The following is a 17,164-nucleotide window of genomic DNA, read 5'->3' as shown; positions in this document are numbered from 1 at the left end:
AGCTTCTCAAAGCGCCCCATCGGCAACCCGGTGAACGTCTCCACCCACACCGGCTCAGCCCTCAACACCCCACCCATACAGGCAAAATGCCCGCCGCCAAGCCTTCTGCAACACCCTTTAGGTAGCGACGTCGGCACAGCACGCAAAAGGGGTACGCATGAAGCACGACCCGGATACTTGTCTGCTCGTTCCCAGCGACCTGGATTGGGATGTCGACCCGGTCCAGCCGATGGCTTCGATGCTGTTCACCAGCGACAATCCGACGGAGCCCTTCGCAAAGGCCGCCCGATGGCTTGCGGGCTACGACAGTGTGGAGATCAACGTGATCGACACCTCGTGGAAGGTCTTTCACGGTGAGGACGAGCCTTACGGGCTGAGGGTCTACTTCTCCTTCGGGGACGACGAGGAGGACTGATGCGGCGGGGTGCGCCGTCACTCGATCCAGCGCGCCGCGCGGCGGCCCCGTAGGTGGTGGTCGAGAGCCACTCGAAGGCGCGGCGGACGTCGCCTGCGGCCCGGCGAGGTTGTCGGCGTGCAGCCGCACATCGAGGCCATATGTGCTCGAGCCACGCAGCGCGCACTCGCCCGCGCGAACAAGCGCCAACCCACCTACGTCTCCCCACTCCTGTCGGCGAAAAGCCCCTGCACTGACCTCATGTACAGGCCCGCGCCCTCGGGATCGCCGAGCGCATCCTCCTCGTAGCGGGTCTTCCAGAGCACGACGGCGGTGAGAACGAGGCCGAAGGCCACGAGATTCGGGACGAGGACAACACCACCCGGCTCTCCCCGCTCAAGCACCGCAGCCTGAGCCTGCTCGGCTGCTACAGCTTCACCGCCTCCACCCCGGCCGCAGGCGCCCTGTGCCCAGTGACATCGCGCGTCGGCCCGTTTCAGTCGGTTCCCTCCTGTCTGATCCCAAGGCACCCCTGGTGGACGCCGTTTGCGCCCTGGGGTGGCTTCGTTCATTTCAAATAGCAACGTATGTTCGTCCGTTCGGGCAGCAGTTGGTGATCTTGAGGCTCATGATCGTTCACGAGAAATAGCAGCAGCAGTGTGGCGGCCTGCCCTCGTGAGGGCGGGGGGCGTGGCGCTGACATGTGGGGATCTGTCGGTCTCGTCAGCGAGCCGGTGGTGTGAGGGCAGTGCGGTCGAACGGGCCACCATGGGAGGCGGCGTACGCGACGGCGTCGTTGACGGCGTCGAGGCCGAACGACCGGACCCGTTCGGCGGCGAGGTCCAGGGTGCCCGAGGCGAGGAGCCGGATGATGCCGACGTTCGCTGTACGCGGGTACATCCACTGGCCGCGCACGGTGATCGAGTTGCGCATGATCCATGGGTACGGGAGGGCGAGGTCGTCGCCACCGAGCATGCCGACGCCGCCCATGAGAACGACGCGGCCGTATTCACGCACGGTCATGGCTGCCGTGCGCGCTGCCGAGCTGGGTGCGCTCGGCGGTAGCAGGTCGATCACCATGTCGATCGGGCCGTCGGCCGCCGCGGACATCGCCGCACGGTCGCCGGCCTCGTCCCCGGTGAGCGGGACCGGACGCAGACGCGGACCGAACCGGTAGGCGAGGAGGTCGAGCGTGGCCCGGTTGCGGCCCGGGGCGACCACGCGGCCCGACCCCATGGCGAGCGCGAGCGCGACCGCACTGCTGCCGAGGTTGCCGGTGGCCCCGCTGACGAGCAGCGTCTCACCGGCTGCGAGCCCGCCGGCCAGCAGCCCGCCGTAAGGGATGATGTGCACGGCGAGCGCGGCCCAGCGGGCAGGGTCGTCCCCCGCCGCTGCGGGAAGCGGAAAGACGTTCTCCGTCGGGATCCGCATGAGCTCGGCGAACGACCCGTCGTGCAGGTACCGGGCGAGGCGCGCGCCGCCCTCGCCGCGGGAGCTCCAGCCCTGAAGCGTGATGTCGGGCGTCAGGGCGTCGTCCCGCGAGCGCTACGCCGTGACCAGCAGTGTCCTGTCTGCCAGCGGCAGGCTCCACGGCCTGCCCCGGCGAGTCGCGTCAACCCCCTCGCGACGCAGCGCCGTCACCAGTTTCATGAACTGGCGCGGGCTCAACCCGGAGAACGGGACTATCCAAGACGGCTCTCCAACGCCGTGATCACACCAGCCACATCAAGATCATTCCATCGCGGCTGATCCCTCCAGCCCGTGAGGGCGGGGTCCGGACACGAAGGCAAGGACGTCGCGGACCGCTTCGCGGAGGCTGCCGAAGTGACGATGCACGCCGTCCACCGCCGTAGGGGCGTTGACACCCCAGACCGTCATCCCGGCACGCAGCCCGGACTCCACCCCGGAAGGGGCGTCCTCGATGACCAGACAGTCCTCTGGTTTGGCACCAAGTCGCGAGGCTGCCTGCAGATACGGCACAGGCGACGGCTTGCCTTCCGCCACGGCGGCCGCATCCACGAGGACCTCCGGGACCGGCAAGCCCGTCCGTGCGAAACGTCCACGCACCCGGTGCTCATAGTTCGAAGTCACTAGTGCCCAGGACCCGGGCCGCAGAGCACTCAGCAGCTCCGAGGCACCGCCGAAGGCCGTATAGGCACCGGACCGGACATCCTCGTCCTCCAAGGCGTGCAGTGCAGCAAGGCACTCCCCGGAGTCCTGGTCCGGAGCAACCTGCGCGAAGGTCTCCATCGGCCTCGTCCTCAGCGCCACTCGGTAGACCTCATCGGGGTCCAGTCCGTATCGCTCTGCCCACGTTCGCCAAACCAGGCGCTGATTGTCCACGGCGTCGATCAACGTGCCATCAACGTCAAACAGGACAAACCTCAACGCCCCAGGACGGCCGGGTTCACTGATCACGCTTCGATCATGCCATCAGGCCCTGAGTAGGAGGCAGTTTGCGGGACAAGCCTTAGGCGGATGACGGGGCGTGCCTGGGCCCCGATTCGCGCATCCGCGCGGAGCGGGACGTTCAGGTGCGGTGTCCGAATCGGCGACTACCGCGATCGGCTGGTCACGCTTCCGCTCGAGCCGGGGCGGCACCCCCAGCGCCCGCGGGGGGCTTGTACCGTCCGCCTCGTCACCGGCTTCGGCACGCCGATCGTCGTCCGTTCTGCGAGGGCCGCTCTGGGGAGTGAGCTGGTGAAGTCTCGCCCCCAGCGGACGCTGGCGTGCGCCCTTCGGTCTGTTGAGCACCGGTGCTGATTGCCCGATAGTGTGAATGTCCGGGGAGAGGCCGGCGTGCCAGGGCACAAGAGAGGCATGGACAGGCGGAGGCGGATCTGCGGCGGCAAGAGCACCTACGAGTTCGTCAGCGGTCCAGGGGCATCCATAGCCGAAGCCGCGCCCGGCTCTGCCACTGTGATCGGGGAAGGCGCACGATGAGCGGCCTGGCTTCGGTTACCACGCTGGCCGTTCACGAAGACGGCACTGACCTGCCGGGCGGCGTCGGGGAGTTGGACCTGCTGACGGGCCCACCTGCCAGGGAGGCCAGCCTGCAAACCGGGACGCATTTCGTACTGACGGGCGCTCGGCCGGCTTTATGCCGGTTGCTGGCTATCACAGGCCTCGAGGACGTGTTCGAAGCGGTGCGAGAACACGGGGCCATCAGCCCGGATTCGGCATCTTGGCGGTGACCACCAGAATTGTTGCCAGCAGCTCTACGTGGCGCCGCCGAGTGGGTGGTGTACCTCCACTGCCAGACGTTGCTGGCAGCAGGTGCGTGTCGCATTGTCGGACGTCCAGAGTGGTGGCTGTCTCGGCTGCCTGCAGAAGGGGGCTCTGGGAGACCCAGGTTGTTCTGGGCCTGGTTGGCCCGAAGGTTGGTGGCGAGGCTGTGGTCATGACCGACAGCAACAGCGATGTGACCGGCTTCCACAACCGTGTCGTCCTGATCACCGGCGGAACCAGCGGAATTGGCCTGGCCACCGCGCGTCTGCTCCTGGAAGCCGGCGCCCATATCGTCATCACCGGCCGCGACGATGCCCGCCTCGACCTCGCGGCCGAACAACTGGACAAATTGTCCGACCAGGGTGCCCGGCTGTTCACAGTCCGGGCGGACTCCGCCAGTCTCACCGATCTCGACCGCTTGGCTGCCCTGATCCGTGAACGCCACGGCCGTCTGGACGGGGTGTTCGCCAATGCCGGGGTCGGAGTGTTCCAGCGCAGTGGAGAGGTCACTGAGCAGGACTTCGACCTCAGTGTCGACGTCAATTTCAAGGGGGTGTTTTTCACGGTCCAGAAGGTTCTGCCGCTGATCGAGGCGTCGGGTGGCGGTTCCATCGTGATCAACGCCTCGTGGACACTGCACCGGGGTCTGGCCGTCGCACCGGTGTACGCGGCCACCAAGGCCGCCGTCCACAATCTGGCCCGCACGCTGGGCAGTGATCTTGCCGAGCGCGGCATCCGGGTCAATTCGATCAGCCCGGGTTACATCGTCACCGAGATGTTCGATGCCGCCAACCCGGACCCCACCTCGCACGATGCCATCCGCTCCCAGGTGCCGCTGAGGCGACTCGGCCAGGCCCAGGACGTAGCCGAGACAGTGGCCTTCCTTCTCTCCCAGCGGTCGTCGTACATCACGGCCCAGGACATCGCCGTCGACGGCGGCCTTGTGACCGCCATCCCCGCCTCCTGACGGCGGGTGGTGGCTGCCTGGCCCCGGCAGGGCCAGGCAGCCATCCATTCGACCGGCCACAATCGTCGTATGAGCACAGCGATCAACATGGGCGAGTTCCTCCGCACCCGCCGCTCCCTCCTGCACCCCGAGGACGTTGCCCTGCCGGATTTCGGAGGCCAGCGCCGGGTCGCGGGCCTGCGCCGAGAGGAGATCGCTCAGCTCGCCGGAGTCAGCGTCGACTACTACACCCGGATGGAACAGGGCCGCGTGCCCAACCCCTCAGGCGCGGTACTCGACGCCCTCGCCCGCGCACTGCAGCTGGACGCGGACGCTACCCGGCACCTGCACCGCCTCGCCCGACCGCAGCCCTCCGCCCGGCACGCTCCCCGGTGCCCGACCCGGCCGCAACGCGTACGCCCCATGCTCCAGCGGTTGCTGGACGATCTGGTGGACATGCCAGCGATGGTGATGGGCCGGCGCATGGACATACTGGCCTGGAACACAGCAGCGGCCGCCCTCTTCGGCGACTACGCACCCTTGCACCGAGCCGAGCGCAACATCGCCCGGATCACCTTCCTCGACGAGACGTCCCGGGAACTCTATGCCGACTGGACCTCCTGCGCCCGCGAGAACGTGGCCTACCTCCACCTGGACGCGGGACGGCACCCCGGGGACCCTGAGTTGGCGAGCCTGATCGGCGAACTGTCGATGAAGAGCGAGGACTTCCGTCACTGGTGGGCCGAGCACCCGGTGCAGGACAAGACCTCTGGAACCAAGCGATTCCACCATCCGGTGGTCGGCGATCTGGAACTGGCATACGAGACCCTGCGCGCAACGGACGACCCCGATCAGGCCTTGATCACGTATGCCGCCGAGCCAGGAAGCCCATCGCACGACGCCCTGCGGATGCTCCTGGCCTGGGCCACGGACGCCCCCTCAACGATGCCGGACGACGACCGCGAGCGCTGATCTTCTGGGCAGTCCGGGCCTTACCGCCGGCGGACCCACACCCGCGTCACAGGCGCCATCGGTCAATGCCCCGACCAGCACATCGGCGAACAGAGAACGGTAGACCGACAGGCCCGGTCCCGGCGGATGCGTGTCGCGTGGCAAGCCCCGCTCGCCGAGGCGAGTGCCGCACACGACGGGGTGGCGTGATCCACCCCTCCCGATCGGCCGCCCACCATGCCCGTTGCCCCGACCTGCCCGGTAGTCCCGAGCGCCACCGAGCGCATGCGGTTGAAGAAATGGCCTGTGCCGGGTTCAGATGCCCCGTATCGCATCGGCAACGTCACCGCTGGGCTGAGAAACCCTCGGCCCGGCGCAGGGGATACGCCGCCCCGCTCAATTCAGGGAGAGAGTGTGATTCAGATCGCCTCAGAGGGTAAAGGGTGGTGGATTCCCGAAGTGAGGTGCGCTCGGCGACGAGAAGCGCGGCGATAAAGTGCCATGAGCCCAGGCATCTCGCCGACATCGCCATGCGCCATGCGCCATTCTATTTTGGGGCTCTCATTATTTCCGGCAGAAGGCACTGAATCTATTCTGATTGGGCTGCTGGACACTCCTGCGCCGCCCCCCTTGCAACCGGAGAGTGAGTCGGCGCCAGGCCGCCCTCGGCCGGGTAGCACAACGGTACTGGTGCTTGGTGCCTCGCTGGGTTCGCCCTGGACTGCCACGCGGCGGCAGTACTGATCATGGGCGGGTTCGCTGGCGGACTAAGGCAAGTGCAGTGGTCGGATGGCTCCGTCGGCAGGCGCCACCCCGATCGCAAGCGGACCGCTCGGCTACGCGAAGAAGACCCCATCGACTGCCTCGCCTTTCGGGGTCGGTGGCCTGACACCTCATCAGCGCTTGGCCCGGCTTCAGGAAAAGGAGCTTGGATACCTGGCGGATGAGAGATTCCAATATTCCTTGGCTCAATGGTCGTTGTGTTCGTAATGGCTGCTGTCGCCCGTTGGCGTCGGAAGTGAGACATGTAAATGAGAAACGAATCCAAGCAAATCCTGCGAATCCTGGCCTACTTCCTCGTTGGATGTGCGACCGTCATGGCTGTGTCGGTCATTGTTATGCTCGCCATGGGAGCGAGGCCTGCAGTCATTCACGTGGCCCCACTGGTCGCGGCGGGTTTCGGTTTGCTATTGCTCCGCCATGCCAAGGGGAACAGTTAGCCTCGCCATTTCGGTGGTCGGGCATGGCGGAGACCCGGCGCGGTGGTCAGGGTTCTCCAGGGTCCTTCAGGTCGTGGGCGGTCAAGGGTTTGCCGCGCACGACAGCCCGGGCCGCAGTGACCTGGGCTGCCGAGTACTGCCGCATCATGCTGCGCCGGCTGCAGGAGCGCTACCACGCCCGGACCCAGGTCCGATGAGCGTGGGCCCGGGCAAGCGACGCCCGCGCCCCTCGGCCCACGGACATTTCATGTCGGGCGGTGGGCAAGCCTTCTGTACGCAGTTGGGTATCTGCCCCGCGACCGTCCCGCGTGGTGTCCTGCGGTCGCTCAGCTTGTTGTCTGACCTGGGCTCCTGCCGTTTGGCCCGCTCGCGGGCCAGTGGCAGAGTGAGCCGGATGATCGGACGCCTGTACACCGTTGTCATCGACTGCCCCGACCCGGATGAACTCGCCGGTTTCTACGAGAAGCTGCTGTCGCTCTCACGGCAGGCGGACACCGGCGACTTCGTCGTCCTCCAGAACGCGGCGGGCACCCCGGTGGTCGCCTTCCAGCGGGTAGACGACTTTCGCGCGCCGCGGTGGACGGATTCCGCGCGTCCTCAGCAAATGCACATCGACGTGATGGTCACGGACCTCGATACGGCTGAGGCCCAGGTGCTCGCCCTCGGCGCGACGCTGCTGGATGGTTCGGACAAGCCGATCGGTTACCGCGTCTACGAGGACCCCGTCGGCCATCCCTTCTGCCTGATCACTCCCGAGGGAGCCTGACCCTGCCATTTAGGGTCCGGCGTCGAAATGACTTGAACTGGGTCGCTGACCTGGTGATTCTCCGGACGCTGAGGCGGCCTTCGTCTGATCATGTGCTCCGACCAAGGTGCACCGATCAGAACGAAGTCCCTGAGTGTGACGAGGATGCGCTGCCGCGACTCCGCTCCGCCGGCGCGCTTCCTCAGCGTGGCCTGCGGCCCGGCCGCGGGAGGAATGAGGTGGCCTTCCTGAGGTGCCGCTCGTCAGCCCGGATCGGGCAGCGGGCGCCGGGCGACCTCGTGGGCGTCATCCGATGGAGCGCCCAGCATCCGTGACGAGCACCTGTTGCTCGCGGACGCCGTCCTCGGTTGCGACGGCGCGGGCGGCCTCACCCGCGACGCGATCGGCGCGGGGTGACACGCCCTCGCCGCGATCCGCCGCGTCCCGGGGGTGACGGGCAGGGCGAGTCGTGACCTCGGCCGCCCGCTGCGCGTCGGTTCGCCCGTACGCCGCAGCCGTCTCGGCGGGACCTTCTGCCCGCAGCCCCGGGTGACGACCGAGGACGGACGACGGGGCGTCTCGACGACGTCCTCCGCGACTCCTTCACATGCTGACCGCGGTGCCGCTGCCGCCCTCACTGCGCGCGCACCGACGGACTCGGCGCCCGGGTCGTCGACGTACACGAGACCGGCGACGAGCGGCACCCTCTCCGCCTGCCTGCGCGCGGGCCGTGCCGACGCCGCCCCGCTGCACCCCGATCGCGTCGTGGTGGACGTCGACCACGCCGTACATCCGTCCCTTCTGGCCCCCGGACCCGGAAGCCGCCGCAGGCAGCCGGATCGCCACGCCACCGCAGAGCCCCGAGGAGCCGGTGGCCGGGGCCGGTCGGCCCGAGCGCGTCCCGCCGATCCGCGCCAAGCTGGAACTGCGGAGCAAAACGGACATGTCAGTCGCGCCAGTCAGGGGGTACCGCCATGAAGGGCTACGTCTTCCACGGCCCCGGACAGTCCGCATGGGAGGACGTCCCGGATCCGGGTGTCCAGGAGGCGACCGACGCCATCGTGCGCGTCGACGCCGTCACCATCTGCGGAACGGACCTGCACATCCTCGAAGGCGACGTCCCCGAGGTCCGCCCGGGCACCGTGCTGGGGCACGAGGCGGTCGGCGAGATCGTCGACGTCGGCGCCGACGTCCGCACGGTGCGGCCGGGCGACCGGGTGCTGGTCTCCTGCATCACCGCCTGCGGCCGCTGCCCCTCCTGCCGTGCGGGCACCTACGGCCAGTGCCGCGGCGGCGGTGGCTGGATCCTGGGCCGCCTGATCGACGGCACCCAGGCCGAGTACGTCCGCGTGCCGTACGCCGACCTCTCCGTGCACCCGCTGTCCAGCACGCTCGACGGCAGGGACGCCGTGCTGCTGGCCGACATCTTCCCGACCTCCTACGAGGTCGGCGTGCTCAGGGGGCACGTACGGCCCGGAGACACCGTCGCCGTCGTCGGCGCCGGCCCGGTCGGGCTCGCGGCCGTCGCGACGGCCCGGCTGTTCTCGCCGGAGCGCATCGTCGCCGTGGATCTCGCCGCCGCGCGGCTGGAAGCGGCGAAGCACCTCGGCGCGGACGCCGTGGCGGACGCCCGGGAGAGCCCCGAACAGCTGGTCGCGGACCTCACCGGGGGACTGGGCGCGGACGTGGTCGTGGAGGCGGTAGGCACCCCGGAGTCCTTCGAACTCTGCACGCGCATGGTGCGGCCCGGCGGTCACGTCGCCAATGTCGGTGTGCACGGCAAACCCGCGACCCTCCATCTGGAGGACCTGTGGATCAAGAACGTCACCATCACCACGGGGCTGGTGGACACGTACTCCACCCCCACCCTGCTCCGGATGGCGACGGCAGGCCGCCTGCCCACCGGGCACCTGGTCACGCACACCTTCCCGCTGACCCACATGGAAGAGGCTTACGACGTCTTCGCCCGGGCCGCCGACACCGGGGCGCTCAAGGTCGTGCTGGGCGAGGAGCCGCACGAGGAAGTCGTCCCCTACCGGGCGGCCTGACGAACGAGAGAGGTGACGCGTCATGACCGAACGGGCCTCGTCGCATGCCGTGGAAGGCCGCCCGACGGGCGACCTCGGGCGGCGGATATCCCAGCGGCGCACCGAACTCGGCCTGAGCCGGCAGGAGACGGCCGCACGGGCGGGCATGTCGCCGGCCTACCTGCAGTACCTGGAGGAGCGACCGCCGGCCGACCCGGGCGCGGGCACCCTCCTCCGGCTGGCAGGGGCGCTCAAGACCACCGTGTGGCACCTGACCGGTGGCGACACCCAGCTGCCTCCCGGCCTCGGCCGGGCCGCCCGCACACCCCGCTTCACGGAGCTGACCGAAGCGGAGTGCCGCTCCCTGCTCGCCACACACGGGGTGGGGCGCCTCGCCGTGCCCGCGGACTCCGGGCCGGTCGTCGTGCCGGTCAACTACAGCGTCGTCGACGGCGGCATCGTCTTCCGCACCGCGCCCGGAACGGCCCCGGCACAGGCCGACGGTCACCGGGTCGCCTTCGAGGTCGACCGCATCGACGAGGCGTTCAGCGAGGGCTGGAGCGTGCTGGTGCGGGGGCCCGCGACGACCGTGACGGATCCGGAGGAGGCCGCCCGTCTCGAAGAGCAGGCGTACAGCACCCCGTGGGCGGGAGGCCGACGCGACCTGTGGCTGCGCATCGAACCCGTCACCGTCACCGGGCGCCGGATCACCGTGGCCTGAACGCGTCGACGCCCCGGCCGCTCACAGCACGCTGCCGCTGCCGTAGGGGGGCGTACAGGTCGAGCAGGGGACCTCGCCCCTCGCGCCGGGCTGCCCCGGATGCGACGGTGAGAGTGGGTCCGCACCATGCCGGGCACGAGGCGGTGGGAACGATGACGATGGAACTTCCCCTGGTCGTGGGGGTCGACGGATCCGAGGGCAGCCTGTCCGCGATCGACTGGGCGGTGGACGAGGCGGCCCGCCACGGGCTTCCGCTGCGGCTGGTCCACGGCTCCCTGTGGGAGAGATACGAAGGCCGCATCCCCTCGACCGGTCCGGACCGCCCCTCCGGGTGGGTGCCGGCCGACCACATCGTCGCCTCCGCGGCGGAACGCGCCGGGCGGCGCAACCCCGATGTGAAGGTGTCCACCGACGTCCTCCTAGCCGACGCGACGGAGGCCCTCCTGCACGAGGGCAACAACGCCACCGCGCTGATCACCGGTTCGCGGGGCCGCGGCGGGCTGAAGGGACTGCTGCTCGGCTCCGTCGGCCTGGCCGTCGCGGCCCGCGCCCACTGCCCGGTCATCGTGGTCCGCGGCGACCGGGCCGGCCTGGCGGGCACCCACCGGCGGATCCTGCTCGGCGCCGGAAACCCGGCCACCGGCGAGGAAGCGGTGCGCTTCGCCCTCCGTGAGGCCGAGGCCCGCGGAGCCGCCCTGGACGCGGTCCGGGCCTGGCGCCGCGCCGCGCACGAAACCGCCGAGACGTCCGGCCCGGACCACGAGGAGCGGGCCCGCACCGAACTCGACGGCCTGCTCGGCCCCGCCATGGCCGACCACCCCCGGGTCCGGGTGCACCGCAGCACGGTCGAGGGCCCGGCCCGCAAGGTGCTCGTGCACCGCTCGGCCGCGGCCGACCTGGTCGTCGTCGGAGCACGACGCCGCCAGGGCCACTTCGGGCTCCAGCTCGGCACGGTCGCCCACACACTGCTGCACCACGCCGCGTGCCCGGTGACCGTCGTGCCGCAACAGGTGGAGCGGGAGCCGCTCCCGTGACGGACCGGTCCTGGGCGTACGAGGGGTACCGCCCCGCGGAGGAACGGCTGCGGGAGTCGCTGTGCACGCTGGGCAACGGTTACTTCGCCACCCGCGGGGCGCTGCCCGAGTGCACGGCGGACGACGTGCACTACCCGGGCACCTACGCGGCGGGCTGCTACAACCGCCTCACCTCCGAGGTCGCGGGACGCCGCGTCGAGAACGAGGACCTGGTCAACCTCCCCAACTGGCTTCCCCTGCGCGCCCGCCCGGCAGGCGGGCCGTGGCTCACCCCCGACTCGGTGACCGTCCTCGACCACCGCCAGATCCTCCTCCTGGACTCGGGACTGCTGGAGCGCAGCACCCGGTACGCCCTCGGAGACGGGCGGGCGCTGTCCCTGCGGCAGCGACGGCTGGTGCACATGGGCGATCCGCACCTCGCGGCGCTGCGCACCGACGTCACCGCCGAGAACTTCACCGGCGAGCTGGAGATCGAGGCCGCGCTCGACGGGGCGGTCGTCAACGCCGGGGTGCCGCGCTACCGCGACCTGGACGGCCGTCACCTCACCCACGTGCACACCGGCACCGCCGTACCCGGCACGGCGTGGCTGCGCTGCCGCACTCGCACCTCGGACATCCGGATCGGGATGGCCGCCCGGCTGACGGCCCGGGAGCCGATCACGGACGTGCCCGAACCCGCACGCGCCGTACAGCGCGCCACGCTGGCCCTCGCCCCCGGCCGTACCGTCACCGTCGACAAGACCGTCGCGCTGCACACCTCACGCGATCCGGCGATCAGCGACCCGCTGCGGGCAGCCGTGGACCGGGTGGGCGCGGCACCGGACTTCGACGGACTGCTGGCATCACACCGCACGGCCTGGCGTCGGCTGTGGCGGCGGGCCGAGATCGACGTCCCCGGGGAAGCGGGGGCCATCCTGCGCCTGCACCTTTTCCACGTCCTGCAGACCCTCTCACCGCACACCGCCGACCTGGACGTGGGCGTACCGGCCCGCGGGCTCCACGGCGAGGCCTACCGCGGCCATGTCTTCTGGGACGAGCTGTTCGTCCTGCCGTATCTGAACCTGCACTTCCCCGAGGTGTCCCGCGCCCTGCTGCACTACCGCCACCGGCGCCTGGACCGGGCCCGCGCCGCGGCACGGGCCGCCGGTCGCCGGGGCGCGCTGTATCCCTGGCAGAGCGGCAGCGACGGGCGGGAGGAGACCCAGCGGCTGCACCTCAACCCCCGCTCGGGCCGCTGGCTGCCCGACCACACCCATCTCCAGCACCACGTCGGTTCGGCGATCGCGTACAACGTGTGGCAGTACTGCGAGGCCAGCGGCGACGCGGAGTTCCTGCACACCGAGGGCGCCGAGACCCTGGTCCAGATCGCGCGCTTCTGGGCCGACTCGGCCACCTGGGACGCGAACCTGGGGCGGCACCGCATCCGGGGCGTGGTCGGACCCGACGAGTACCACGATGCCTACCCGGGTGCCGCACGGCCGGGACTGGACGACAACGCGTACACCAACGTCACCGCGGCCTGGGTCCTCGCCCGCGCCCTGGAGGTGCTGCGCACCCTGCCCGAACCGCGCTGCCGCGAACTCGTCGAACGCATCGCCCTGGACGACGGTGAACCCGACCGCTGGCAGGAGGTCTCCCGCACGCTCCACGTGCCGTTCCACGACGGGGTCATCAGCCAGTTCGAGGGGTACGGCGACCTCGCCGAACTCGACTGGGCCGCCTACCGCGAACGCTACGGCGACATCCGGCGCCTGGACCGGATCCTGGAGGCCGAGGGCGACAGCGCCAACCGCTACAAGGCCTCCAAGCAGGCCGATGTACTGATGCTCGGCTACCTCTTCTCGCCGTCCGAACTCCAGGGCCTCCTCGGCCGGCTGGGCCACCGGCTGGACGAGGAGACCTGGCGGCGCACCGTCGACCACTACCTGGCCCGCACCAGCCACGGCTCCACCCTCAGCGGACTGGTCCACGGCTGGGTCCTGGCGCGATGCCGACGGGCCGACGCATGGCGGTACTGCCAGGAGGCCCTGCGCGGCGACATCGCCGACCTGCAGGGCGGCACCACCGGCGAGGGCATCCACCTGGGTGCCATGGCCGGCACCCTCGACCTGGTCCAGCGGGGACTGCCCGGTCTGGAGACCCGGGCGGGGTCTTTGTGGCTGGACCCCGTGCCGCTGCCGGAGCTGTCCTCGTACGGCTTCTCCATCCGCTACCAGGGCCACTGGGGCATACGGCTGCGGCTGACGAGCGGGCGGCTGGAGATCACCGTGCCGCCGTCCGGCCTCCCGCCGATCGACGTCGAGCTGCCCGACCGGGCGGTCGGGGTGGAACCGGGGGAGACGTGCCGGCTGGTTCTCACGGAGCGCTGAGACCGGCCGCACGCGGGTGCCCTCACGGGCGCGGATACGTGAACGACGAGACGCACCCCGCCTGAAGGGTGAGCGGCACACGCCCTGGCCGGTGACTCCTTCCGGCCGGAGCGCGTGCTACTCGCCCTTCCGCCGTCCCAGCACGCTGCCCGTGACCGCCAGTACGGACAGCACCACCAGCGCGGCGGCCGGGCCGAGGACGGTCCAGGGGGCCAGTTCGGCGTACGGCTGGTTCTCCGACAGCAGGCGGCCCCACTCGGGGGTGGGCGGCTGTTCGCCCAGGCCCAGGAAGCCGAGGGAGGCCAGGACCAGCACGGTCGTGGGCAGCCGGAGCAGGGCGTTGCGCAGGAGGGCCGGGACCACCGAGGGCAGCAGGTGGCGGCGCAGGAGGTGCAGCCGTCCCGCGCCGAGCGCGACGGACGCGGCGATGTGCCCGCTCGCGCGTTCCTGTTCCAGCAGGGCCGCGGTCTGGGCGGCGTACGGGCTCCAGCCGACCACGCAGACCGCGCAGGCGGCGCCCCACACGGACGGTCCGGTCACGCCCGCGATCAGCAGACCCGCGAGAACGGCGGGCAGGGTGGACACGACCTCGGTGGGGCCCGCGCTCGCCCTCGGAGCCATGCCCAGCAGCAGTCCGGTGACGGCGCTGACCGCTGTCACGACGAGGGCGACCCAGGCCGTGCGCAGCGCCCCGTGGCCCAGCCGGGCCAAGAGGTCACGGCCCAGCGCGTCCGTGCCCAGGGGGTGTTCGGCAGACGGCGACAGCAGCCGCGCCGCCGTGTCGACCTGGAGGGGATCGCGCAGGAGACCCGCCGTCACCAGGGCGAGCAGGAGCAGGGCGCAGGCCGCGGTGAGCAGGCGCAGGGAGCGTGGCACGGTGAGCGGGGGCCGGTGCAGGGCCGGCAGGGCGCCGTCACGCAGGGGCCGCCCGAGGAGCGTGTGACGCAGGGCCCGGATCAGGACGCCCGCGGCGACGCCGAGCAGGACCAGCGCCAGGGTCGCGGTCTGCAGCACCGGGAGGTCCTGCGCGACGGCCGCGTCCAGGGCGAGCCGGCCGAGTCCGGGGATGTCGAAGATCTTCTCCACGGCCACCGCACCACCGACCAGGGCCACGACGGTCGGCAGCAGCTGGGGCAACACGCCGGGCAGGGTGCGGCGCAACGCCCCCCTGCCGATGTGGCCGGACGGCAGCCCGACGGCGTAGGCCGTGCGCGCCCAGGGTTCGTGGAAGGCGGCGGGCAGCGCCTGGTCGAGCATGCCGCCGAGCATCGCGCCCGACGGGATGCCGAGGGCGAGCGAGGGCAGCACCATCGACCGCGGCCCCTCCCACCCGCTGGACGGGAACCATCCCCACCACACCCCGCACACGGTGGCCAGCACCGAGGCGAGCAGGAACTTCGGCAGCGACGCGAGGACGGCGGCCGTGGTACCCGCCCGGTCCTGCCGCAGCCGGCGCCGGGACCCGAGGAACACCGTGCGGGCACACACCAGTCCGGCGACCAGCACCGTGACCGCGAACGCGCCCAGCATCAGCGTCAGGGAGACCGACAGGGCCGTCCCCGCCTGCCGCATGACCGGTGCGCCGGAGACCCACGAGACGCCCGCGTCGCCGCGCGGCAGGCCGCCCAGCCAGTGCGCGAGATGGACCCAAGGCCCCTCGTCCAGACCCAACTGGTGGCGCACGGCGGCGAGTTCCGTCGGCGTGGGGCTCTGGTCGGCGGAACGCGCGCGCAGCACCGTACGGGCCGGGTCGGCCCCGGACAGCCAGGGGAGCAGGGCCACCGCGCCGAACAGGGCCGTACCGGCGAGCACACGGCCGGCCGCCGCCGTCCAGAGGGACGAGCGGGCGGCGGCGGGAGTGCGCGTGAGGCTCATGCGGGTTACTTGAGGCGGGTGTCGACGTCGATCAGGGACCGCTCGCGCGGGTCGAGGATCACACCCTCGACGTCGTCCGCGATGCCCTGCACGGCCTGCTCGTGGACCAGCGGCACCACCGCGTCGGTGCGCAGGATCTCCGCCTCCGCCCGCATGATCTTCTCCTGCCGCCCGGCGGTGTCCCGCTCGGCTGCGGCGGCACGGATGGCCTTGTCCACCGCGGCGTTCTTCAGGCCGGCGATGTTGTAGACGCCGTCGCTGGTGAAGTCGCTGGCGAGATAGTCGACCGCGTCACCGGTGTCGAGGAGCGTCACCCGCGAGAAGACGAGGGCGTCGTACTTCCCGGCGAGGAGGTCGCCCTCCATCTGCGTGTACTCGCGCACGTCCTGCTTCACGGTGAACCCGGCCTTCTCCAGCTGCTGCTGGAGCACGGTCGCCGCCTCGGGCAGCTCGGCCCGGTTGGTGTAGGTGGCGAGCCGTAGTGTCCTGCCCTTGGTGCCGGTCCTCACCTCGGCGGCGGTCGCGGCCTTGGCACGCCCCGTCACCTCGACGCGCTTGCCGGCCGCCCAGGGGACGGCCGGCCCGAACAGGCCCTGCGCGGCGTCGGCGTAGCCGCCGAAGACGGAGTCGACCAGCGCGGAGCCGTCGACGGCCTCGCGGGCGGCGGCGCGCAGACCGGCGTCGGCGAACAGGCCGCCGCCGGTGTTGAGGATCAGGCTGTCGGTGCGTACCGAGGGGACCTCGTGCCGGGTCCCCTTGTCGAGCAGTTTCGCCTGGGCGGTGGGGATCCACTCGGCGATGTCGGTCTCGCCGCCGCGCAGTGCGTTGGCACGGGCCGTCCCGTCCGCGATCCAGCTGACGTCGATGCCGGGTGCCTTGGCCTTGCCGCCCCAGTAGCCGTCGAAGCGGTCGAGCGTGGCCTTGGTCTTGCCGTTCAGCCGTGCGATCTCGAACGGACCGGTGCCGGTGCCGACGGGACTGACGGCGCCGTCCTTCGCGTACGCCTTCGCCGACAGGATCGCCAGCGCGGGACTGGCCAGCCGCAGCGGCAGCACCGGGTCGGGCGACTTGGTGGTGAGGGTGACGGTGTCGGCGTCCTCGGCCTCGGCGGTCAGTGACACGTCGCTCAGGACGCGGGGCTTGGGCTTGGCCGCGTTCGCGTGGTCGAGTGCGTTGACGACGGCCCGGGCGGTGAGCTCGGTGCCGTCCTGGAACTCGGCCTTGCGCAGCTGGAAGGTCCAGGTGGTGTCGTTCTGCTGCTTCCAGGACGTCGCCAGAGCGGGCTTGGCCCTGCCGTTCCTGTCGAGGGCGGTGAGGCCCTCGGCGACGGACAGCTTGCTCAGTACGGTGGCGTCGTTGCTGTACGGGGACAGCGCCTGTACCGGCGGCACGGCCAGCGCGACCCGCAGCCGCCCGCCCGGTCCCGCGCCGGTGTCGCTCTCGCCGGGCGCGAAGCAGCCGGCCAGCAGGGGGGTGAGAGCGAGCGCCGCTATGAGGCCGCGGGAGGTGGTGCGCATGTCGGATCCTGTCGTGCGGGAGATCGGCGGCGTCAGCATATAAGGCGAGCCTTACCAAACTCGCACCGGGTAGGTGAATGCTCAACGACTGGACGGTCACGGTTCGAACGAGAGCCTCTCGACCCGCTGTTCGACCT

The 17,164-nt window shown here is 70.7% G+C and carries 13 protein-coding genes and 4 pseudogenes; 10 read left to right on the top strand and 7 right to left on the bottom strand.

Translation table 11 applies throughout. The features are described 5' to 3' along the window. A pseudogene (locus ABTX60_RS28540) lies at positions 1 to 77 on the bottom strand (IS5/IS1182 family transposase); the annotation flags it as partial. A gap of 80 nt (positions 78 to 157) precedes the next feature. Between ABTX60_RS28540 and ABTX60_RS28535 the strand changes: the two are divergent. Then, a complete protein-coding gene (locus ABTX60_RS28535; protein WP_033314328.1) occupies positions 158 to 415 on the top strand; it encodes a hypothetical protein in 258 nt (85 codons plus the stop codon). Between the two features lie 194 nt (positions 416 to 609). On the opposite strand, the gene ABTX60_RS28530 is transcribed toward ABTX60_RS28535, so the two are convergent. Continuing rightward, positions 610 to 798, bottom strand: a complete 189-nt coding sequence (locus ABTX60_RS28530) for a hypothetical protein (RefSeq protein ID WP_352099878.1) — start codon at positions 796 to 798, stop codon at positions 610 to 612. Between ABTX60_RS28530 and ABTX60_RS43310 the strand changes: the two are divergent. Next, a pseudogene (locus tag ABTX60_RS43310) lies at positions 739 to 975 on the top strand (hypothetical protein); the annotation flags it as partial. The gene ABTX60_RS28530 and the pseudogene ABTX60_RS43310 sit on opposite strands and share 60 nt — an antisense overlap. A gap of 142 nt (positions 976 to 1,117) precedes the next feature. Here ABTX60_RS43310 and ABTX60_RS28525 read toward each other — a convergent pair. From ABTX60_RS28525 to ABTX60_RS28515, 3 genes and pseudogenes are all read right to left on the bottom strand, one after another. After that, positions 1,118 to 1,939, bottom strand: a pseudogene (locus tag ABTX60_RS28525) (alcohol dehydrogenase); the annotation flags it as partial. A gap of 3 nt (positions 1,940 to 1,942) precedes the next feature. Then, positions 1,943 to 2,118 (bottom strand): annotated as a pseudogene (locus ABTX60_RS28520) (IS5/IS1182 family transposase); the annotation flags it as partial. A 7-nt stretch (positions 2,119 to 2,125) separates the two neighbouring features. Then, a complete protein-coding gene (locus tag ABTX60_RS28515; protein WP_352099877.1) occupies positions 2,126 to 2,812 on the bottom strand; it encodes an HAD-IA family hydrolase in 687 nt (228 codons plus the stop codon). Positions 2,813 to 3,333: 521 nt separating this feature from the next. Here ABTX60_RS28515 and ABTX60_RS28510 point away from each other — a divergent pair. The 8 genes from ABTX60_RS28510 (at position 3,334) to ABTX60_RS28475 (ending at position 13,635) form a co-directional block, all read left to right on the top strand. Further along, the gene (locus tag ABTX60_RS28510) at positions 3,334 to 3,588 is read left to right on the top strand and encodes a hypothetical protein (protein ID WP_352099876.1); all 255 of its coding nucleotides are present in this window, start codon (positions 3,334 to 3,336) and stop codon (positions 3,586 to 3,588) included. 206 nt (positions 3,589 to 3,794) lie between these two features. After that, complete coding sequence (locus ABTX60_RS28505; RefSeq protein ID WP_352099875.1) at positions 3,795 to 4,589, top strand: SDR family NAD(P)-dependent oxidoreductase; 795 nt, start codon at positions 3,795 to 3,797, stop codon at positions 4,587 to 4,589. A gap of 69 nt (positions 4,590 to 4,658) precedes the next feature. Beyond that, a complete protein-coding gene (locus tag ABTX60_RS28500) occupies positions 4,659 to 5,540 on the top strand; it encodes a helix-turn-helix transcriptional regulator (RefSeq protein ID WP_352099874.1) in 882 nt (293 codons plus the stop codon). A 1,593-nt stretch (positions 5,541 to 7,133) separates the two neighbouring features. Next, positions 7,134 to 7,505 carry a VOC family protein gene (locus ABTX60_RS28495; protein ID WP_351368425.1) on the top strand — a complete coding sequence of 124 codons (372 nt, stop codon included), beginning with the start codon at positions 7,134 to 7,136 and terminating at the stop codon, positions 7,503 to 7,505. Between the two features lie 953 nt (positions 7,506 to 8,458). Then, positions 8,459 to 9,532, top strand: coding sequence for a zinc-dependent alcohol dehydrogenase family protein (locus ABTX60_RS28490; RefSeq protein WP_352099873.1), 1,074 nt, complete (start codon positions 8,459 to 8,461; stop codon positions 9,530 to 9,532). 22 nt (positions 9,533 to 9,554) lie between these two features. Then, the gene (locus tag ABTX60_RS28485) at positions 9,555 to 10,232 is read left to right on the top strand and encodes a helix-turn-helix domain-containing protein (protein ID WP_352099872.1); all 678 of its coding nucleotides are present in this window, start codon (positions 9,555 to 9,557) and stop codon (positions 10,230 to 10,232) included. A 158-nt stretch (positions 10,233 to 10,390) separates the two neighbouring features. After that, positions 10,391 to 11,266, top strand: coding sequence for a universal stress protein (locus ABTX60_RS28480; RefSeq protein ID WP_352099882.1), 876 nt, complete (start codon positions 10,391 to 10,393; stop codon positions 11,264 to 11,266). Further along, entirely contained in the window at positions 11,263 to 13,635 is a 2,373-nt protein-coding gene (locus tag ABTX60_RS28475; protein ID WP_352099871.1) for a glycoside hydrolase family 65 protein, read from the top strand. Before ABTX60_RS28480 ends, ABTX60_RS28475 begins: the two co-directional genes overlap by 4 nt. 117 nt (positions 13,636 to 13,752) lie before the next feature. Here ABTX60_RS28475 and ABTX60_RS28470 read toward each other — a convergent pair whose 3' ends face one another. Further along, positions 13,753 to 15,510, bottom strand: a complete 1,758-nt coding sequence (locus ABTX60_RS28470; RefSeq protein ID WP_352099870.1) for an ABC transporter permease subunit — start codon at positions 15,508 to 15,510, stop codon at positions 13,753 to 13,755. 5 nt (positions 15,511 to 15,515) lie between these two features. Further along, the gene (locus tag ABTX60_RS28465; RefSeq protein WP_352099869.1) at positions 15,516 to 17,027 is read right to left on the bottom strand and encodes an ABC transporter substrate-binding protein; all 1,512 of its coding nucleotides are present in this window, start codon (positions 17,025 to 17,027) and stop codon (positions 15,516 to 15,518) included. Between the last annotated feature and the right edge of the window lie 137 nt (positions 17,028 to 17,164).

The sequence above is a fragment of the Streptomyces sp. NPDC126510 genome, from assembly GCF_040302345.1.
In the GTDB taxonomy this organism is placed as follows: Bacteria; Actinomycetota; Actinomycetes; order Streptomycetales; family Streptomycetaceae; genus Streptomyces.
Note: the sequence above shows the minus strand (reverse complement) of the source record. Positions and strands in the feature narration are given on the sequence as shown.

Coding starts and splice junctions, on each gene's coding strand:
- ABTX60_RS28535 (WP_033314328.1), top strand. CDS start 158: ATGAAGCACGACCCGGATACTTGTCTGCTCGTTCCCAGCGACCTGGAT.
- ABTX60_RS28510 (WP_352099876.1), top strand. CDS start 3,334: ATGAGCGGCCTGGCTTCGGTTACCACGCTGGCCGTTCACGAAGACGGC.
- ABTX60_RS28505 (WP_352099875.1), top strand. CDS start 3,795: ATGACCGACAGCAACAGCGATGTGACCGGCTTCCACAACCGTGTCGTC.
- ABTX60_RS28500 (WP_352099874.1), top strand. CDS start 4,659: ATGAGCACAGCGATCAACATGGGCGAGTTCCTCCGCACCCGCCGCTCC.
- ABTX60_RS28495 (WP_351368425.1), top strand. CDS start 7,134: ATGATCGGACGCCTGTACACCGTTGTCATCGACTGCCCCGACCCGGAT.
- ABTX60_RS28490 (WP_352099873.1), top strand. CDS start 8,459: ATGAAGGGCTACGTCTTCCACGGCCCCGGACAGTCCGCATGGGAGGAC.
- ABTX60_RS28485 (WP_352099872.1), top strand. CDS start 9,555: ATGACCGAACGGGCCTCGTCGCATGCCGTGGAAGGCCGCCCGACGGGC.
- ABTX60_RS28480 (WP_352099882.1), top strand. CDS start 10,391: ATGGAACTTCCCCTGGTCGTGGGGGTCGACGGATCCGAGGGCAGCCTG.
- ABTX60_RS28470 (WP_352099870.1), bottom strand. CDS start 15,510: ATGAGCCTCACGCGCACTCCCGCCGCCGCCCGCTCGTCCCTCTGGACG.
- ABTX60_RS28465 (WP_352099869.1), bottom strand. CDS start 17,027: ATGCGCACCACCTCCCGCGGCCTCATAGCGGCGCTCGCTCTCACCCCC.